Annotated in this window: 13 protein-coding genes and 1 pseudogene; 7 read left to right on the top strand and 7 right to left on the bottom strand. The window is 77.4% G+C overall.

Translation table 11 applies throughout. From position 1 onward, the window contains the following. Positions 1–273: 273 nt before the first annotated feature. Positions 274–2,154 (top strand): annotated as a pseudogene (locus tag ACWIZO_RS02435) (FtsK/SpoIIIE domain-containing protein); the annotation flags it as partial. A 758-nt stretch (positions 2,155–2,912) separates the two neighbouring features. Beyond that, complete coding sequence (locus tag ACWIZO_RS02440; RefSeq protein ID WP_448640959.1) at positions 2,913–4,250, top strand: FtsK/SpoIIIE domain-containing protein; 1,338 nt, start codon at positions 2,913–2,915, stop codon at positions 4,248–4,250. Between the two features lie 8 nt (positions 4,251–4,258). On the opposite strand, the gene ACWIZO_RS02445 is transcribed toward ACWIZO_RS02440, so the two are convergent. The 4 genes from ACWIZO_RS02445 to ACWIZO_RS02460 form a co-directional block, all read right to left on the bottom strand. Further along, positions 4,259–4,771: a DUF6912 family protein gene (locus tag ACWIZO_RS02445; RefSeq protein ID WP_448640960.1), complete on the bottom strand. Its 513-nt coding sequence runs from the start codon at positions 4,769–4,771 to the stop codon at positions 4,259–4,261. Between the two features lie 96 nt (positions 4,772–4,867). Then, positions 4,868–6,301, bottom strand: a complete 1,434-nt coding sequence (locus ACWIZO_RS02450) for a WS/DGAT/MGAT family O-acyltransferase (RefSeq protein WP_448640961.1) — start codon at positions 6,299–6,301, stop codon at positions 4,868–4,870. Between the two features lie 75 nt (positions 6,302–6,376). Beyond that, the gene (locus ACWIZO_RS02455) at positions 6,377–7,669 is read right to left on the bottom strand and encodes an AAA family ATPase (RefSeq protein ID WP_448640962.1); all 1,293 of its coding nucleotides are present in this window, start codon (positions 7,667–7,669) and stop codon (positions 6,377–6,379) included. After that, positions 7,669–8,517, bottom strand: a complete 849-nt coding sequence (locus ACWIZO_RS02460) for an SAF domain-containing protein (RefSeq protein ID WP_448640963.1) — start codon at positions 8,515–8,517, stop codon at positions 7,669–7,671. Before ACWIZO_RS02460 ends, ACWIZO_RS02455 begins: the two co-directional genes overlap by 1 nt. A gap of 240 nt (positions 8,518–8,757) precedes the next feature. Here ACWIZO_RS02460 and ACWIZO_RS02465 point away from each other — a divergent pair, with 240 nt between their 5' ends. Next, positions 8,758–9,084 (top strand): helix-turn-helix domain-containing protein, encoded by a 327-nt coding sequence (locus tag ACWIZO_RS02465; protein ID WP_448640964.1) that lies wholly within the window; start codon positions 8,758–8,760, stop codon positions 9,082–9,084. Positions 9,085–9,086: 2 nt separating this feature from the next. On the opposite strand, the gene ACWIZO_RS02470 is transcribed toward ACWIZO_RS02465, so the two are convergent. Then, positions 9,087–9,656: a hypothetical protein gene (locus ACWIZO_RS02470; protein WP_448640965.1), complete on the bottom strand. Its 570-nt coding sequence runs from the start codon at positions 9,654–9,656 to the stop codon at positions 9,087–9,089. Between the two features lie 86 nt (positions 9,657–9,742). Between ACWIZO_RS02470 and ACWIZO_RS02475 the strand changes: the two genes are divergently transcribed. Both ACWIZO_RS02475 and ACWIZO_RS02480 read left to right on the top strand, forming a co-directional pair. After that, entirely contained in the window at positions 9,743–10,438 is a 696-nt protein-coding gene (locus tag ACWIZO_RS02475; protein ID WP_448640966.1) for a hypothetical protein, read from the top strand. A 138-nt stretch (positions 10,439–10,576) separates the two neighbouring features. Further along, entirely contained in the window at positions 10,577–11,161 is a 585-nt protein-coding gene (locus ACWIZO_RS02480) for an Rv3235 family protein (protein ID WP_448640967.1), read from the top strand. 87 nt (positions 11,162–11,248) lie between these two features. On the opposite strand, the gene secA is transcribed toward ACWIZO_RS02480, so the two are convergent. Both secA and ACWIZO_RS02490 read right to left on the bottom strand, forming a co-directional pair. Then, positions 11,249–14,398 (bottom strand): preprotein translocase subunit SecA, encoded by a 3,150-nt coding sequence (gene secA, locus ACWIZO_RS02485; RefSeq protein ID WP_448640968.1) that lies wholly within the window; start codon positions 14,396–14,398, stop codon positions 11,249–11,251. A 78-nt stretch (positions 14,399–14,476) separates the two neighbouring features. Beyond that, on the bottom strand, positions 14,477–15,178 hold the full coding sequence (locus tag ACWIZO_RS02490) for an SDR family NAD(P)-dependent oxidoreductase (RefSeq protein ID WP_448640969.1): 702 nt from the start codon (positions 15,176–15,178) through the stop codon (positions 14,477–14,479). A gap of 43 nt (positions 15,179–15,221) precedes the next feature. Between ACWIZO_RS02490 and ACWIZO_RS02495 the strand changes: the two genes are divergently transcribed. Both ACWIZO_RS02495 and ACWIZO_RS02500 read left to right on the top strand, forming a co-directional pair. Beyond that, positions 15,222–15,617, top strand: coding sequence for a pyridoxamine 5'-phosphate oxidase family protein (locus ACWIZO_RS02495; protein WP_448640970.1), 396 nt, complete (start codon positions 15,222–15,224; stop codon positions 15,615–15,617). Between the two features lie 10 nt (positions 15,618–15,627). Then, entirely contained in the window at positions 15,628–16,251 is a 624-nt protein-coding gene (locus tag ACWIZO_RS02500; protein WP_448640971.1) for a GNAT family N-acetyltransferase, read from the top strand. Positions 16,252–16,256 lie beyond the last annotated feature (5 nt).

The raw sequence follows: 16,256 nt of genomic DNA on the forward strand, positions 1-16,256 counted from the left end.
CCCCCCGCCGAGCTGCGCTGCTGGACCGTCGTCGGCCCCGGGGGCGCCGTCGACGTCGAGGTCGAGGCCGCGGACGACACGCGACTGGGTGTGGTGCTCCCCCTGCTGACCGCGACGCTCGGCGTGCCGTCGGCGGCACTCTGGTCGGGCACCACCCGGCTGGCCGAGGAGTCGTCCCTGGCCGATCCCGCGCTGGCCCACGGCGCCGTCCTCGGCCTCGGCCGGCCGGTCCCCCGCTCCGGCGGGCCGGCGCAGAGCCCCCTGGAACTGCACGTGGTCGGCGGCCCTGCGGCCGGCACCACCGTCCCGCTCGTCACCGGGCGGCACGTGCTCGGCCGCGGCGCCGGTGCCACGCTGTCCCTCCCCGACCCCGGCGTCTCCCGGCGGCACGCGCAGCTCGACGTGGGCGCCGGCGGGATCACCGTCACCGACCTGGGCTCCACCAACGGCAGCAGGCTCGACGACACCGACCTCGACGCCGGTGCGCACGACTGGCCCTCCGGAGCCGTGCTCCGGCTGGGCGCCAGCTCCGTGGCGGTGGCCGGTCCGCGGGACGGCCCGGTCGGTCTGCGCCCGGGGCCGGGAGGACGGTGGCTGGTCTCCTCGGCCCCACGGCCGGACACGGGACGTCCCGACGTGGAGGTGCAGCTGCCCGGTGCACCCGCGGAGGTCCCCCGGCGCCGGCTGGCCTGGATCGCCGTCCTGCTCCCCGCGGTCGCCGGCGCCTCGCTGGCGTGGCTGCTGTCGGCACCGTCGTTCCTCGCCGTCGCGCTGCTCAGCCCGGTCGTCGCCGTCGGCACCTGGGCCTCGGACCGGTGGAGCGGATCCCGCAACGGGCGGCGGGCGGCGCGCGTCCACGCCGAGGAACTGCAGGCGGCGCGGAGCTCCCTGGCCGAGGCCGTGCGCGCCGACGTGCGGCTGGCCCGGCGGGCCTGCCCCGACCTCGCCGCGCTGACCGCGGCCGCCCGCCGCAGGACCAGCCTGCTGTGGCACCGCGGTGCGGCGGACCCCGGCGCCCTGGTGGTCCGCGTCGGCACCGGGCCCGGGCCCTCCCGGGTGTCCCGTGTCGAGGACGGCCGTCGCGTGGCCGAGCCGGCCGCCGACCTGCCGGTGACGGTCGACCTGGGGAGCACCGGCGGCCTGGGGGTGACCGGGCCGCGCGGGCCGGCGCTGGGCGTGGTGGCCGGGGTGCTCGCCCAGCTGGTGACCCTGTCCCCGCCCGGGGACGTCGACGTCGCGGTGCTGACGACGGCCGACCGGCTCGGCGACTGGTCCTGGACGCGCTGGCTGCCGCACGTGGTGCCGGGGTCGGTGCACGTGCGGCCGGTGGAGGAGGCGGCCGCCGCCGCGGCGGACGCCGCCCTGCTGTCCTGGCTCGGCGGACTGGCCGGACAGCCCGGCCGGCCGGTCCCGGCGGCGCCACACCCCCGCGCCCGGAGCCGGCTCGTCCTGGTCGTCGACCGGCCCGTGGACCCCGTGCTGCGGGCGGCCCTGCGCGGCACCCGGGACGCCGGCGTGGTCACCGTGGGCCTCGCCGGGGCGGTGGAGCAGCTCGCCGGGAACGCCGACGCCGTCCTCCGGGTCGGCGGGGAGACCGGCGACACCGGGCTGCTGGACCTGGGTGCGGCCCGCCGGGCGGAGCTGCTCGTCGACCGCCTGCCGCCCGGGGTCGCCGGACGCCTGGCGCGCGACCTGGCCGCGCTCGCACCGGTCCGGCCGGCGGCGGCGCTGCCGGCTGCGGTCCGGCTGCTCGACCTCGCCGACGGGGAGCCCGCCGGCGCGGGCGTCCGGGTGGACTGGTCGCGGAGCCGCTCGTCGCTGCGCGCCCGGCTGGGGATGACCGCGGACGGCGTCGCGGAGGTCGACCTGTGCCGCGACGGGCCGCACGCCCTCGTGGCCGGGACCACGGGCTCGGGCAAGTCCGAGCTCCTGCGGACGCTGGTCGCCGGTCTGGCGCTGGCCCACCCGCCCGACCGCTGCTCCTTCCTCCTCGTCGACTACAAGGGGGGCGCCGCCTTCGCCGAGGCGGTGTCGCTGCCGCACACCGTCGGCGTGGTGACCGACCTCGACGCGGCGGCCACCGCCCGCGCCCTGCGGTCCCTCACCGCCGAGCTCACCCGCCGTGAGGCGCTGCTCGCCGCTGCCGGCGTCCCCGACGTCGCGGCGCTGCCCCCGGAGGTGGAGCTGGCGCGGCTGGTGATCGTCGTGGACGAGTTCGCCGGCCTGGCCGAGGAGCTCCCCGACTTCGTCTCCGGCCTGGTCGGCATCGCCCAGCGCGGCCGCTCGCTCGGGGTCCACCTGGTGCTGGCGACGCAGCGGCCCGGTGGCGTCGTCTCGCCGGAGATCCGGGCCAACTGCTCACTGCGGCTGTGCCTGCGCACCACCGACGAGGCCGACTCCCGCGACGTCCTCGGCACCCCGGAGGCCGCGATCCTGCCCGTGGACCGCCCCGGTCGCGGCTTCCTGCGCCTGGGCGGCGCGCGACCCGTGGCCTTCCAGGCGGCCTGCGTGGCCCTCGGCACGGCCGAGCGGGGAACCGGCCCGGGCGTCCGCCGCTGGACGTGGCCCGTGCCGCCGGCGGCACCGGTCGTGCGGTCGGCGACGGGTGGCGGCCCCGGCGACCTCGCCCGGATCGCCGCCGTCACCACCGAGCTCGCCGAGCGCACCGGCCTGCACCGCCCGCACCGGCCGTGGCGCCCGGCGCTGCCCCGCCGGCTCGAGGCCGCCGACCTCGCGCCCGCCGCGCCACTCCCCGGTGACCTCTCCCTCGGCGACCTCTCCCCCGGCGACCTCTCCCCCGGCGGCACGGGCGCTGCGGCACGGCCGCCCACGCACCTGGTCGTCGGGCTCGTCGACCACCCCGAGCGGCAGTCGCAGGAGCCGCTCGTCCTCGACCTGGCCCGCGGCGGTGGGTGGCTGGCCGTGGGCGGCCCCGCAGCGGGCGCACCACGCTGCTGCGGACGCTCCTGGCCGAGGCGGTCGGGCAGCTGGCGCCGGACCGGCTGCACGTGCACGTCCTCGACCACGGTGGCGGCGCGCTCGGGGCGGTGGCCGCGCAGCTCCCGCACACCGGGACGGTGGCCGGCGCCTCCGCCGCCCTCCGCACCGTGCGGCTGCTGGCCCGGCTCGCCGAGCAGACCGCCGCGCGCCGGGCCGACCCCGCTGCTCCCGGCCCGGCGGTCCTCCTCCTGGTCGACGGCGTGGAGTCGCTGACCGCCCAGCTCGACGAGGCGGTCCCCGGCACCGGGTCGGCCGAGTTCCTCCGGCTGGTCCGCGACGGCGCGGCGGCCGGGCTCACCTGCGTCATGACCGCCGACCGCGCGGTGCCAGGAGGGCGGCTGGCCGCGGCCGCGGGGACCCGGCTGGTCCTCCCGCTGCCCGACCGCGCCGACTACGCCGTCGCCGGCATCCCGGTGCGGTCCGTCCCCGGCAGCCGGCCCCCCGGGCGGGCCCTGCTCGGCGAGGAGGCGCGGGAGTGCCAGCTGGCCCTCCCCCGGCCGCTGCGGCCGGCCGCGTCGACCGGGACGGACGCACCTCCCCCGCTGCGCATCCCGGAGCTGCCGGCCGACCCGGAGCTCCCGACGACCCCACCGGCGCCGGCCGGGGCCCCGGCTCGCCTCCCCGAGGCCCTGCCGGTCGGCCCCGGCGGCGACGAGGGAACGGTGCTGACCGTCGACCTGCGCCGCACCGGCGGGCTGCTCGTCGTCGGCCCGCCGGGCAGCGGCCGGACCGCCACGCTGCAGGCCCTCGCCACGAGCGCGGCCGCGGCCGGCACGGCCGTCCTGCGCGTCACCCGCGGCCGGCGCGCCGTCCGCGGTCCGGCCGGCGCGCGGACGCTCACCGCCGACGACGTCGGGGGCTGGCGGGCGTGGCTCGAGGAGCTGGACGGCCGGCCGGGTGCCGTCCTGCTCGACGACGTCGGCACGCTCGCCGACTCGGCCGTGCTCGCGTCGATGGCGTCGGCCGACCTGGGTGACCGGGACGTCGTGGTCCTCGCGGCCGGCACCGCCGCGGAGCTGTCGGGCGTCTTCCGCGGTCCGGTGGCCGACCTGCGCCGGGGCCGCAGCGGGCTGCTGCTGTGTCCCGGCCCCGGGGACGCCGACCTGCTGGGCGTGCGGCTGCCCCGTACACCGGTGCCCGTCCGTCCCGGGTCGGGTTGGCTGGTCACCGCGGGCGCCGCCCAGCGGGTGCAGGTCGCCCGCCACCGCGAGCCCCTCCTCGTCGCCGGCCGGGACGAGGAGGCCGCGTGAGCTCCCGCTCAGAGCAGCTCGAGCGCCGGGCCGATCTCCTGGTTGGCGTACCAGGCCAGCTCGTGCCCCTCGGCCTGGTCGACGGCGAACTGGGCGTCGTCGCTGCCGAGGTCGGCCTCCAGGACGACGGCCACGGCCGCGCGCACGTCCTCCTCGGCCTCGGCGCCGTCGACGTGCGCGCTGGCCACGTCGCCGAGCGCGACGTCACCGGTGACCCGGACCGCGCCCGGGTCGGTGTCCGCGTCGTCGATCGGCTCGACCGCGGCGTCGGGCACGTCGACGGCGAGCACGACCCGCCGGCGCGCCGCGGTGGGGTCGACGTCGATGAGCCGGAGGCTGGCCCGGGCCGCGGCCAGCAGCGCCGCGTACTCCAGCTCCTCGACGTCGGCCCCGGCATCGCTGAGCGCGTAGTACTCCCGCAGCCGCGGGGTGACCGCGAACCCGGTGTGCGGCCCGGGGAGCCGGCCCTCGTCCACGAGGGTCCGCAGGACGCTCGTCGTCGCCGGCAGGTAGATCCGCACCCGGCCGCTCCCTTCCTCGATGAGGGGACGACGGTAGTCCGCCGCCGCCCCGCGGCCCGGAGCGCCTCGGCTGTGGCCCCGGACGAGGACGCGCCGTCAGCGCACGGACTCGGTCAGCGCGCCGACCTCCTGCTCGAACAGGTCGGCGAGCACGTCGACGTCCCCGACGCCGTCCCGGTCGGCGTTGAACCCGACGTGGACCCGGCCGTCGTAACTGGTCATCCCGACCGCCAGCCCCTGGCCGCCCACCAGGGGCACCACCGGGAAGACCTCGAGCATCCGGCTGCCGGCCGCGTAGAGGGGCACCTGCGGTCCGGGGACGTTGGTGACGACGAGGTTGAACACCCGCCGCGACAGGCCGCGGGCCGCGCGGGCACCGAGGGCGTGCAGCGTCGGCGGGGCGAAGCCGGTGAGCGCGACGAGGCTGTCGGCCCGCACCGACCGGCCCGAGTCGGTGAGGCTGCGCATCGCGTAGCCCAGGCGCGCCAGCCGCACCCAGGGGTTGGGCTCGCCCACCGGCAGGTCCACCAGGTGGGCCGCCACGCTGCTGCCCGGTTGCTCCCGCTCCGTGCCCGACACCGACACCGACACCGGCACCAGCGCCCGGACGGCGGTCGAGCCCAGCACCGGCTCGCCACGGGAGAGCAGCCAGTCGCGCAGCGCCCCGGTCAGCACGGTGAGCAGGACGTCGTTGAGGGTGCCGCCGTGCGCGCGGCGGATCGCCTTGAGGTCGTCGAGGTCGGCGCGCGCGACGGCGACCCGCCGCTGCGTCCCGGCCCTCCGGTTGAGCGGGCTGTGCGGAGCGGGGACGACGGCCGAGCGCGCGGCGCGCACGAGGCCCCCGGTGGTGTTGCGCAACCGGGCCGCGGTCGAGCGCAGGTCGCCGACCGCCGACCAGGCCGTCTCGACCACCGCCGTCGGCCGCTGCACGTACTCGGCGACGGCGTCCGCGACCAGCTCGACGCGGCCGGGCACGCGGCGAGGCGCCCACTGGTCACCGGCCGGTACGCGGGCGGCGCGCCGGAGGTCGCCGCCCGCCGGGTCGTCACGGGTGGGGTCCTCGCGGGTGGGGTCGAGCAGCACCTGGGCGATGTCCACCGCTCCCAGGCCGTCGACGAGCGCCGGATGGGTCTTGGTGACCACCGCGACCCGCCCCTCGGCGAGCCCCTCGACCAGGTAGACCTCCCACAGCGGGCGGGTGCGGTCCAGCGGGCGCGAGGTCACCCGGGAGACGAGGTCGAGCAACTGCGCCTCGGTGCCCGGACGCGGCACCGCCGAGCGCCGGACGTGGTAGGCCACGTCGAAGTCCGGGTCGTCGGCCCAGACGGGGTTGGCGAGGTGCCCGGGCACCGGCACGACGCGCTGTCGGTAGCGCGGCACCAGGGGCAGCCGGGCCGCGATGAGGGCCGCGAGCGCGTCGAGCCCACCGTCGACCGGCTCGAGGACCAGGACACCGGCGACGTGCACCGGGGCCCCGGCGTCCTCGAGGTACAGGAACGACGCGTCCAGGGTGCTCAGCCGCTCGGTCATCGTCCTCCTCCGGCTCGGGGCCCACGCTACGTGGGGCGCCGGGCCGGGGGCGGCCGTCGGGTCCGGCGCCCGGGGTCACCCGGCGCGCCGCCGGGGCCGCCGACGGCCGGCTGCGGGTTCGGGGACCTGCGCCAGGGCGGCGGCCAGCGACCGCAGCCCGGTCCGCAGCGGCGATGCGGGCGCCACCTCGGCGAGGGTCCGGCCCGAGGCGAGGGCGGCGTCGGTGGCACGGCGGTCGGCCGGCAGGAACGCGCGGACCTCCCGGCCGGCGAAGCGCCCGAGCGCCTCGCCGATCTCCCGCCGCGGATCGCCGGGTACCGGGCCGCGGCGGACCTGGTTGACCACCACGGCCGGCTCCACCTCCGGCAGGAGGTCGCGCAGCTGACCGAGCGCCCGGATGGTCCGCTGCAGCGCCACCGGGTCGGCGCCGCTCACGCAGAGGACGACGTCGGCCGACTCGAGCACCGTCACGGTCGCGCCGTTGCGGCGGGGCGCGGCGGTGTCGAAGGACAGCTCCTCGTCCTCCTCGAGGTTGAAGGCGCAGTCGACCACCGTGAGGTCGGCCGACCGGCGCGCCTCGTCGAGGACCGCGGCGACCGCCCGGGGGCGCAGCTCCGGCCAGCGGTCGGCCCGCGCCAGGCCGGTCAACACACCCAGGTGCGGCCGCACCGACCAGGCCAGCCGGCCCAGCGCGGACCCGTCCAGGGTGCCCGCGGCCGCCTGGCGTGCCGCTCCGGCGAGCCCCGGGGACTCGTCGAGCAACCCGAGCACCTGCGCCACGACGCCGCCGTAGACGTCGGCGTCGACCAGCAGCGTCGGGACGCCCAGCCGGGCGGCCTCGTCGGCCAGGCCGACCGCGACCGTCGTCCGGCCGGGGGCGCCGGTCGGGCCCCACACGGCGACCACCCGGCCGCCCGGGGGACGCCGGTCGTCCGGCCTGGTCCCACCCACGTGCGGGGCGGGTAGGGCGGCGCGCGGGTCGGCAACGTCCCGACCGGCCGGCGCGCCACCCGCCACGGCCTCGCGCAGCGCGCGGACGATCTCCTCGGGAGCGGCGTCGGCGGGCAGGACCGTGGGGACGCCCAGTGCCCGCAGCCGCTCGCCCGCACGCTCGTCGTCGGGGTCGACCAGCCCGACCACCGCCACCCCGGCGGCGGCGAGCCGGGCGACCGCGTCGGCATCGAGCCGGCGGAGGTCAGCCGACAGCAGGGCGGCCTGTGCGGTGCCCGTGGCGGCGGTGGCCAGGAGGTCGGAGGCGTCGACGCAGCGGCGGACGACGGTCACGCCGTGGTCGACGCGGTCGAGGGCGCCGACGAGCGCGGACTCCCACGCGGCGCCGGTGACGGCGGTGACGACCTGCAGCGCCATCAGGCCGTGGGTCCGGCCGGCGTGCCCGGCACCGGCGGGGCGGCCTGTGCGGACGGGGTCGCCACGGACGGGGTGGTAGCGGACGGGGTGGTAGCGGACGGGGTGGTAGCGGACGGGGTGGTAGCGGACGGGGTCGCTGCCGACGGTCGGGGCGAGGCCGGCGCCGACGGACCGGCGCCGCTCGCCGCAGCGCCGGCCTCGCCGTCGACCGACCCGTGCACGACGACGACCAGCGGCCGGCCGCCGATCGCGCCCAGCACCCCCGGCGCCTGTGCGGCCGGCACGGCGACGACCACCTGGACGGTGGTGGTCGCCGTCGACAGCACACCCTCCGTCCGGCCGCTCACCGCCTGCACCGGTGCCGCCGCGACCACCGGGACCACGCCCTCCCCGGTCGTGGTACCGGCCGGGTCGGTGACGCCGTAGACGTCGACCACCTGCCCACGCACCAGGCCGGGCGGCACGTACCCGGCCTGGACCGGCAGGGCGACCTGCACGAGCTCCTCGGGCTCCTCCAGCGCCGTGCGGGGCAGCAGCTCCCCCGCGCGCACCGCTCGCGCCAGCGTCCGCCCGGCCGGGTCGGTGCCGGTGGAGAGGTAGGAGCCCGCGGCGTCGCCGAGCCGCACGTCGACGGCGACGAGGTCCCCGGGGTCGAGCTGGGTGCCCGCCGCCAGGTCGCCGGCCACGGACCACACCGGCACGGTCGCGTCGGCCGCCGTCACCACCCGGGCGCCCAGGAGCACCGAGCCTAGGACGAGCAGCACGCCGAGCACCAGTCGCAGGTCCAGCCAGCGCGGCGGACGCACCCGCCGCGGCACCGGGCCGGCGACCCCCTCAGCGCCCGTCACGGGGGCAGGGGCCGTGCGTGTGGCAGCGCTCACCCGGCGCTCCTCCCTGCGTGTCCGGGGCTCCCCGGACGCCCACCGTCCCGGCGGGCGCGCGTCCGACCGGCGGGTGTGCGCGGTCGGATGCAGATGATGCGGTACGGACGCGGTCGCGTGCACCGACCGTCCACACGTTCGGGTGTGGACAGGATGCGCCCGGGTGAGCGTCGTCCTGACAGACTGGCGGCAACGGACGGAGACCCCATGCCCTCACCGCGCTTCCTGACCCTCGACGACGTGGCCGAGGTCCTCAACGTCTCGTGGTCGCAGGCGTACGCGCTCGTGCGGCGGCGGGAGCTGATCGCCATCCAGATCGGTGGCCGCGGCCAGTGGCGGGTGGAGGTCGACGAGCTCGAGCGGTTCATCCAGCAGAAGTACGCCGAGGCCCGCGCCGGCGCGGTGCCCGCGCCCGACGAGCTGGCACCCGAGGGCGACGGTCCCGACGGCGGCGGCCCGGGCGGGCAGCCCGACGGCGAGCCGGCCGCAGCGTCGCCGGGCCGGGCCCCGGCGCGGGGACGTCGCCGCAGCTGACGTCAGGCGGCGCCGGGCGCCAGCGTCCGCACGACCGTCACCGCCCCCAGCACCACCGCCCGCACCCGGCGGACGGCGGCCGGCCGGCGGAAGTCGTCGGCCGCGTGCTCGGCCAGCTCGACGAAGTCCGCGCCGACGCGGTCGAGGGTCCCGGTCAGCACACCGCCGTCGTCGAGCACCAGCGCCACCGCACTGCGGTCCCGCACCAGCCCGCGCAGCGCCCGCCGCAGGTCCACCGCCGCCCGCACCCGCGACGCCGGCTCCGGCGCCGCTGTCGTCCGCACCAGCCCGGTCACTGCGAGCAGGGCCGGCAGCGACACCAGCACCTCCCGCCCGGCGTCGTCCTCCAGCAGCAGCCAGTCCGGGCCGCACCCGGTCAGCCGTCCGGCCACCTCCCCCGCACCCCGACAGCGCAGCGACACCCGCGCTCCCAGCGCGCCGGCGAGCCGCTCGGCCAACCGGACCGCGCCGGTCTCCGCCCGCGCCCGTGAGGGCAGTTGGGCCCACTCCTCGGCCGCCTCGGCCTCCTCGAACTCCGCCTGCAGGTCGGCGAACAGCTGCTGCCAGCGCATGCCCGAGAGCCTAGATCCACATCGTTCCTTGCGTTTGCACGCGTTTGCTTGCTTCAGTATGCCGTCCGCTTCGACGAGGAGGTTCCGTGTCGGTACGTCGACTGGTCGGCACGACGGTGGTGATGACCGCGGTGGCCGTGGTCCTGCGCCTGCTCAGCCCCGACCTGGCGTGGGTGACCGCGGGCAGCGGTGGCCTGCAGCGGGCCGTCGACGCCGCCGCGCCGGAGACCCTGCTGCTGAGCGCGGTCGCGGCCGTCGCCTGGCTGGTGTGGGCCTGGGGCGCCCTCGGGCTCGTCCTCACCGCGCTGTCCGCGTTGCCCGGACTGGCCGGCACGGTCGCCCGCGCCGTCCTGCGCGGCGTGCTGCCGGCCTCCGCCCGTCACGCCGCCGCCCTGGCCCTCGGCGTGGGACTGGCCACCGCCCCGGTGCTGACCGCCTGCACGACGGCGTCCCCGCCGACGGTCGCCGTCCGGACCGTCGCGGTCACGAGCGCCGTCCCCGACTGGCCGGCCGCGCCCGCGACGGCGCAGCCGGGTCCGTCCACGACGGCCGGGCCGATCCCGCCCGACTGGCCGGCCCCGCAGCCGGGTGACCACGTCGTGCTGCGGGGCGAGTGCCTGTGGTCGATCGCCGAGGCCGACCTGCGAGCCCGGACCGGTCTGGACCCGCGTGACCGCGACGTGGCCGCGGCCGTGGCCCGGTGGTGGGCGGCCAACGCCGACGTCATCGGCCCCGACCCCGACCTCCTGCTGCCCGGCCAGGTGCTGCGCCCGCCGTCCTGACGCCCCGCGCACAGCCCGCCCGCACAGCCCCGCCCACCGCACAGCCCACGCCCACCGCACAGCCCGCGACCCGCCACCGTGCGGCCGCTCCCCCGGCCCGCGTCGTCCCGTCCTCCGACCCGACCCCGGGAAGCTCCCGTGACCGCACCGGCACAGCCCGCCGCCCGTCCCTCCGCCGTTTCCGCCGCACCGGCCGCACCCGCCGTCCCGGCTCCGCTCCGGACGCTGCGGCTGGCGGTCGTCCCCGCCCTGCACCCGGCCCTCGACGGTCCGGCCGTGGCGCTGGTCGACCCGTCCACGCCGCCACCGCGCCCGCCGCACCGACCCGGTCCCCGCCCGACACCGCCGGGGCAGCGCCGGGTGCCCGTGGACCCCTTCGGGCCGGCCTGGTCCGTGCGGGCCGACCTCCCCGACCCGCGCGCCGCCGGCCGCCTGCTGCTCACCACCACGCTGGAGGCCCTGGCCGGCCGGCGGCCGCTGTCCCAGGTGCAGCGGCTGACCTCCCCCGGCGTGCACGCGGCGCTCGTGCAGGGCCGGCGGCCGACCTGGTGCCGGGAGGGGACGGCGCCGCTGGTCCTGGGGCCGGTGCACGTGTGCGAGCCGGTCGACGGCGTGGCCGAGGTCAGCGCGGTGGCACGGCGGGCCGGGCGGGCGCACGCGGTGGCCGCCCGCCTGGAGGGCGTCGACGGGCGGTGGCGCTGCACCGCCCTGTCGATCGGGTGAGGGACCTGGTCGCGCCCATGCCCCGCGGACAGCCGCGCCCCGACGACCCGGTCGGGTCGGCGGGGCGCGGTCGCCGGAGCGAGGGCCTCAGCGGCCGGCGACTCCGTGGCACACCTTGTACTTCTTGCCCGATCCGCAGGGGCACGGCGCGTTGCGGGCCGGCTCCTTGGTGCCGGTGACCGTCGCCGTCTTCGCCGCCTTGGCCCGGCCGCTCTCGCCGGGTGAGGCGTCCAGGCTGGGCGCCGAGTAGCTGAGGCCCTCGGTGCGGTGCGGCTCGTCGAGTCCCTTGACCGCCAGCTGCGGGCCGGTGCCCGATGGCGCCGGCGCCTCCTCGGCCGGAGCGGCGGGCGCAGCCGGGGCGGTGTTCCGAGCGGCGTGCCGACCACCCGGCCGGTTCGCCGGAGCACCGGTCGAGCGCCGGGCAGCGGGCTTGCCCGCCGGCTTGGTCACCGACACCGCAGCCGCGGACGGTGCGGCGCCGTCCCCGTCGACAGCAGCGGCGCGCTCGGCGGCAACCGGCTCAGCAGCAGGCTGGGCAGCAGCAGGTCCGGCGGTCGGCACGGCAGGAGCCGGCGCGGCCTCGGGCGCGGACGTCGCGGCCTCGGCCGCCGCGCTCTCGGCCGCTGCCCTCGCCGCCGCGGCCTGGCGGGCGAGCACGCGAGCGGTGCCCTCCTGCGCGGCGGCCAGCGCCTTGGCCTCGGCCTCGGCCTGCCGGGCCTGCGCCTCGGCGTCCTGCTGCTCCTTGGTCTTGACCTCCAGGTTGAACAGGAAGCCGACCGACTCCTCCTTGATGCCGTCGAGCATCGCGTTGAACATGTCGTAGCCCTCGCGCTGGTACTCCACGACCGGGTCGCGGTTGGCCATCGCGCGCAGGTGGATGCCGGCCCGCAGGTAGTCCATCTCGTAGAGGTGCTCGCGCCACTTGCGGTCCAGCACGCTCAGCAGCACCCGCCGCTCGAGCTCCCGCATGACCTCCGAGCCCAGCGCCGACTCGCGCTCCTCGTAGGCGTGGTGGGCGTCGTCGAGCAGCTCCCGCTTGAGCACGTCGGCGCCCAGCGAGGCCTGCTCGCCGTCGGCGACCCGGTCGAGCAGCTCCGGCACGCCGAACCCGACCGGGTAGAGCGCCTTGAGGCCGGTCCACAGCTGGTCGAGGTCCCAGTCCTCGGCGTAGCCGGTCTCGGTGGCGCCGTCGACGTAGGCGGAGACGACGTCGTCGAGCATGTGCTGCACCTGCTCGTGCAGGTCCTCGCCGTCGAGGACCTTGCGGCGCTCGTCGTAGATGACGGTGCGCTGCCGGTTGAGGACCTCGTCGTACTTGAGGACGTCCTTGCGGACCTCGAAGTTCTGCTGCTCGACCTGGGTCTGGGCGGAGCGGATGGCGCGGGTGACCATCTTCGACTCGATCGGCTGGTCGTCGGGGACGCGCAGCGTGGTCATCATCGACTCGAGCATCGGGCCGTTGAAGCGGCGCATGAGGTCGTCGCCGAGGGAGAGGTAGAACCGCGACTCCCCCGGGTCGCCCTGCCGGCCCGAGCGGCCGCGCAGCTGGTTGTCGATCCGGCGGCTCTCGTGCCGCTCGGTGCCCAGCACGTAGAGGCCGCCGGCCTCGGTGACCTCCTCGTGCTCGGCCCGGACCTGGTCCTTCGCCGTCGCCAGCGCCTCGTCCCAGGCGGCCTCGTACTCCTCGGGCGTCTCCGACGGCGAGAGCCCCCGGGCCCGCAGCGCCTCGTCGGCGATGAACTCGGGGTTGCCGCCGAGCTGGATGTCGGTGCCGCGGCCGGCCATGTTGGTGGCCACGGTGACCGCGCCGAGCCGGCCGGCCTGCGCCACGATGTGCGCCTCGCGCGCGTGGTTCTTGGCGTTGAGCACCTCGTGCGGGATGCCCTTGCGGACCAGGAACGTCGACAGGACCTCGGACTTCTCGACGCTGGCGGTGCCCACGAGCACCGGCTGGCCGGCCTCGTGCCGCTCGGCGATGTCGTCGATGACGGCGTCGAACTTGGCCTTCTCCGTCTTGTAGATGACGTCGGAGCGGTCCTCGCGGACCATCGGCCGGTTCGTCGGGATCGGGACGACGCCCAGCTTGTAGGTCTGGGAGAGCTCGGCCGCCTCGGTCTGGGCGGTGCCGGTCATCCCGGAGAGCTTCTCGTAGAGCCGGAAGTAGTTCTGGAGGGTGATCGTGGCGAGCGTCTGGTTCTCGTCCTTGATCTTCACCCCCTCCTTGGCCTCGATGGCCTGGTGCATGCCCTCGTTGTAGCGGCGCCCGGCCAGCACGCGGCCGGTGAACTCGTCGACGATGAGCACCTCGCCGTTGCTGACGATGTACTGCTGGTCGCGGTGGAAGAGCTCCTTGGCCTTCAGCGCGTTGTTGAGGTAGCCGATCAGCGGGGTGTTGACCGCCTCGTAGAGGTTGTCGATGCCGAGCTGGTCCTCGACGAACTCCACGCCCTCCTCGGTGACGGCGACCGTGCGCTTGGCCTCCTCCACCTCGTAGTGCACGTCCCGCTCCATCAGCGGCACGATCCGCGCGAACTCCACGTACCACTTGCCGGCGGTCTCGGCCGGCCCGCTGATGATCAGCGGGGTGCGGGCCTCGTCGATGAGGATCGAGTCGACCTCGTCGACGATCGCGAAGTGGTGACCGCGCTGGACCAGGTCGGCCTTGCTCCAGGCCATGTTGTCGCGCAGGTAGTCGAAGCCGAACTCGTTGTTCGTGCCGTAGGTGATGTCGGCGGCGTACTGCTCGCGGCGGTGCGCCGGCTTCTCCCCGGAGAGGATCGTGCCCACCGACAGGCCGAGGAAGCGGTGCACCCGGCCCATCCACTCGGCGTCGCGCTTGGCCAGGTAGTCGTTGACCGTGACCACGTGCACGCCCTCGCCGCTCAGGGCGTTGAGGTAGGCCGGCAGCACGCCGGTCAGGGTCTTGCCCTCACCGGTGCGCATCTCGGCGATGTTGCCCAGGTGCAGGGCGGCGCCGCCCATGAGCTGCACGCGGAAGTGCCGCTGGCCGAGCGTGCGGGTGGCGGCCTCCCGGACGACGGCGAAGGCCTCGGGCAGCAGCTGGTCGAGGGTCTCGCCGTCGTCGATGCGCGCCTTGAACTCGTCGGTCCTCGCCCGGAGCTCGGCGTCGGTGAGGTCGGAGACGTCGTCCTCCAGGGACTCGATCGCGTCGGCGATCCGGTCCAGTCGTCGGAGGATCTTGCCCTCACCGGCTCGGAGGATTCTCGAGAACACCACGCCACCAGCGTAGGCGGGGCACGCACACCTCAGCGGTCCCGCGCCGCCGGACGGCGGTGCGGGCTGCGGGCCGGGGCCTCAGCGGCGCACGAGTCGCCGCTCCCGGGGGTCGAGGACGACCTCGCGGGCTCCCTCGCGCAGGCCGTCGAGCACCGCCGCCACGACCTCCTCCTGGTCGTGCCCCGCGGGCAGCCGGGGCGGGGTGCCGGCGAGCGCGCGGTCGACCAGCCCGGTGTCGACGTGCGGCGGCCGGACGTCGAGCACGGTGATCGAGCGGCCGCGCAGCTCCCGGCGCAGCACCGAGGCCCACGCCGAGAGGGCCGCCTTGCTCGCCGAGTACTCGGCCATGCCCAGCGTGGGCGCATCGGCGACGATCGCCGACAGCAGCACGACCGCCCCGCCGTCGGTCAGGTGCGGCAGCGCGGCCCGGACGAGGCTCATCGGCGCCAGCGTGTTGACGGCGAAGAGCTCCTCGGTGACGGCGTCGTCGGCGACGGCGGCCGGGCCGAAGGCCACCACGCCCCACGCGACGACGACGGCGTCCAGACCGCCGAGGGCCTCCGCGGCGGCGTCCACCGCGTGGCGGACGGAGTCGACGTCGACCGCGTCGGCGGGGAGTGCCGGAGCGCCGCCGAGCTCTCCGGCCAGCGCCTGCAGCCGGCCGTCGTCCCGACCGGTCAGCGCCGGCCGGGCGCCGGCCCCGGCCAGCGCCCGCGCGAGCGCACCGCCCAGCACGCCCGTCGCCCCGGCCACCAGCACGCGCGCACCCGCCAGATCCACGTCGCGCCGGTGCCCGCGACGCCGTCGACCTAACCTCGTCGGCGTGGCCCACGACCTGCACGATCTCGGTCCGGAACTGCTCGCCTTCCTCCTCGCCGAGCGGCACCTGGCCACGCTGACCACGCTGCGCGCCGACGGCAGTCCGCACGTCGTGCCGGTCGGCGTCACCTACGACCCCGACACGCGCACCGCCCGGGTGATCACCTCCGGGAGCTCGGCCAAGGCCCGGCACGTGCGGGCCGGGCAGGCGCGGGTGGCGGTCTGCCAGGTCGACGGCCGCCGCTGGCTGACCCTCGAGGGGACGGCGGTGGTACGCGACGACCGGGCCGCCGTGGCCGACGCCGAGGCCCGCTACGCGCAGCGCTATCGCACCCCGCGGGAGAACCCGGCGCGGGTGGTCATCGAGATATCGGTCGACCGAGTGCTGGGCAGCGCGTGACCATCAGGGCATGACCGCTTCTCGGCCCCGTCCGGAGGCTCGTCGCGAGCGTGCGAGCGATGAGAGGGACGGGGTCCTCTCTCTGACCGGCGTCGACCTGACCACCGAGGTGGTGCGCACCCACCGGCTCGTGCTGCGGCCCTACCGGTCCGACGACGCCGACGCCGTGTTCCGCGCCTGCCGGGATGCAGAGACCCGGCGGTGGCTGCTGGCCCTGCCCGAGCCGTACACCCACCAGGCGGCCGAGGACTTCGTCACGAGGACCTCGCCCCGCGGGCGCGCGGAGGGCCGCGACCTGTCGTGTGCGATCGAGGCCGACGGCGGGCTGGTCGGCTCCTGCGGCCTGCACCACCTGGACGACGGGCGCCGGCTCGGCCCGGAGGTCGGCTACTGGGTGGCGCCGTGGGCCCGCCGTCGGGGCTACGCCACCGAGGCGGCGCGGGCCCTGGCCGACTGGGCGCTGGAGCGGGGCGCCCCGCGGGTCCACCTGCTGGCCGACGTCCGCAACGGCACCTCCCAGGCGGTCGCCGAGCGGGCCGGCTTCGTCCGCGAGGGCGTCGTCCGCTCCTGCCTGTCCTACCGCGACGGCACCCGGGCCGACGCCGTCCTGTTCGGCCGGCTGCCCGGTGACTGACGGGC

The organism is Geodermatophilus sp. URMC 63 (assembly GCF_053502565.1).

Bases quoted from the DNA above. Each gene is read 5' to 3' on its own strand.
- ACWIZO_RS02450 (WP_448640961.1), bottom strand. From the start codon at position 6,301: ATGACCGAGCGGCTGAGCACCCTGGACGCGTCGTTCCTGTACCTCGAG.
- ACWIZO_RS02455 (WP_448640962.1), bottom strand. From the start codon at position 7,669: ATGGCGCTGCAGGTCGTCACCGCCGTCACCGGCGCCGCGTGGGAGTCC.
- ACWIZO_RS02465 (WP_448640964.1), top strand. From the start codon at position 8,758: ATGCCCTCACCGCGCTTCCTGACCCTCGACGACGTGGCCGAGGTCCTC.
- ACWIZO_RS02470 (WP_448640965.1), bottom strand. From the start codon at position 9,656: ATGCGCTGGCAGCAGCTGTTCGCCGACCTGCAGGCGGAGTTCGAGGAG.
- ACWIZO_RS02500 (WP_448640971.1), top strand. From the start codon at position 15,628: ATGACCGCTTCTCGGCCCCGTCCGGAGGCTCGTCGCGAGCGTGCGAGC.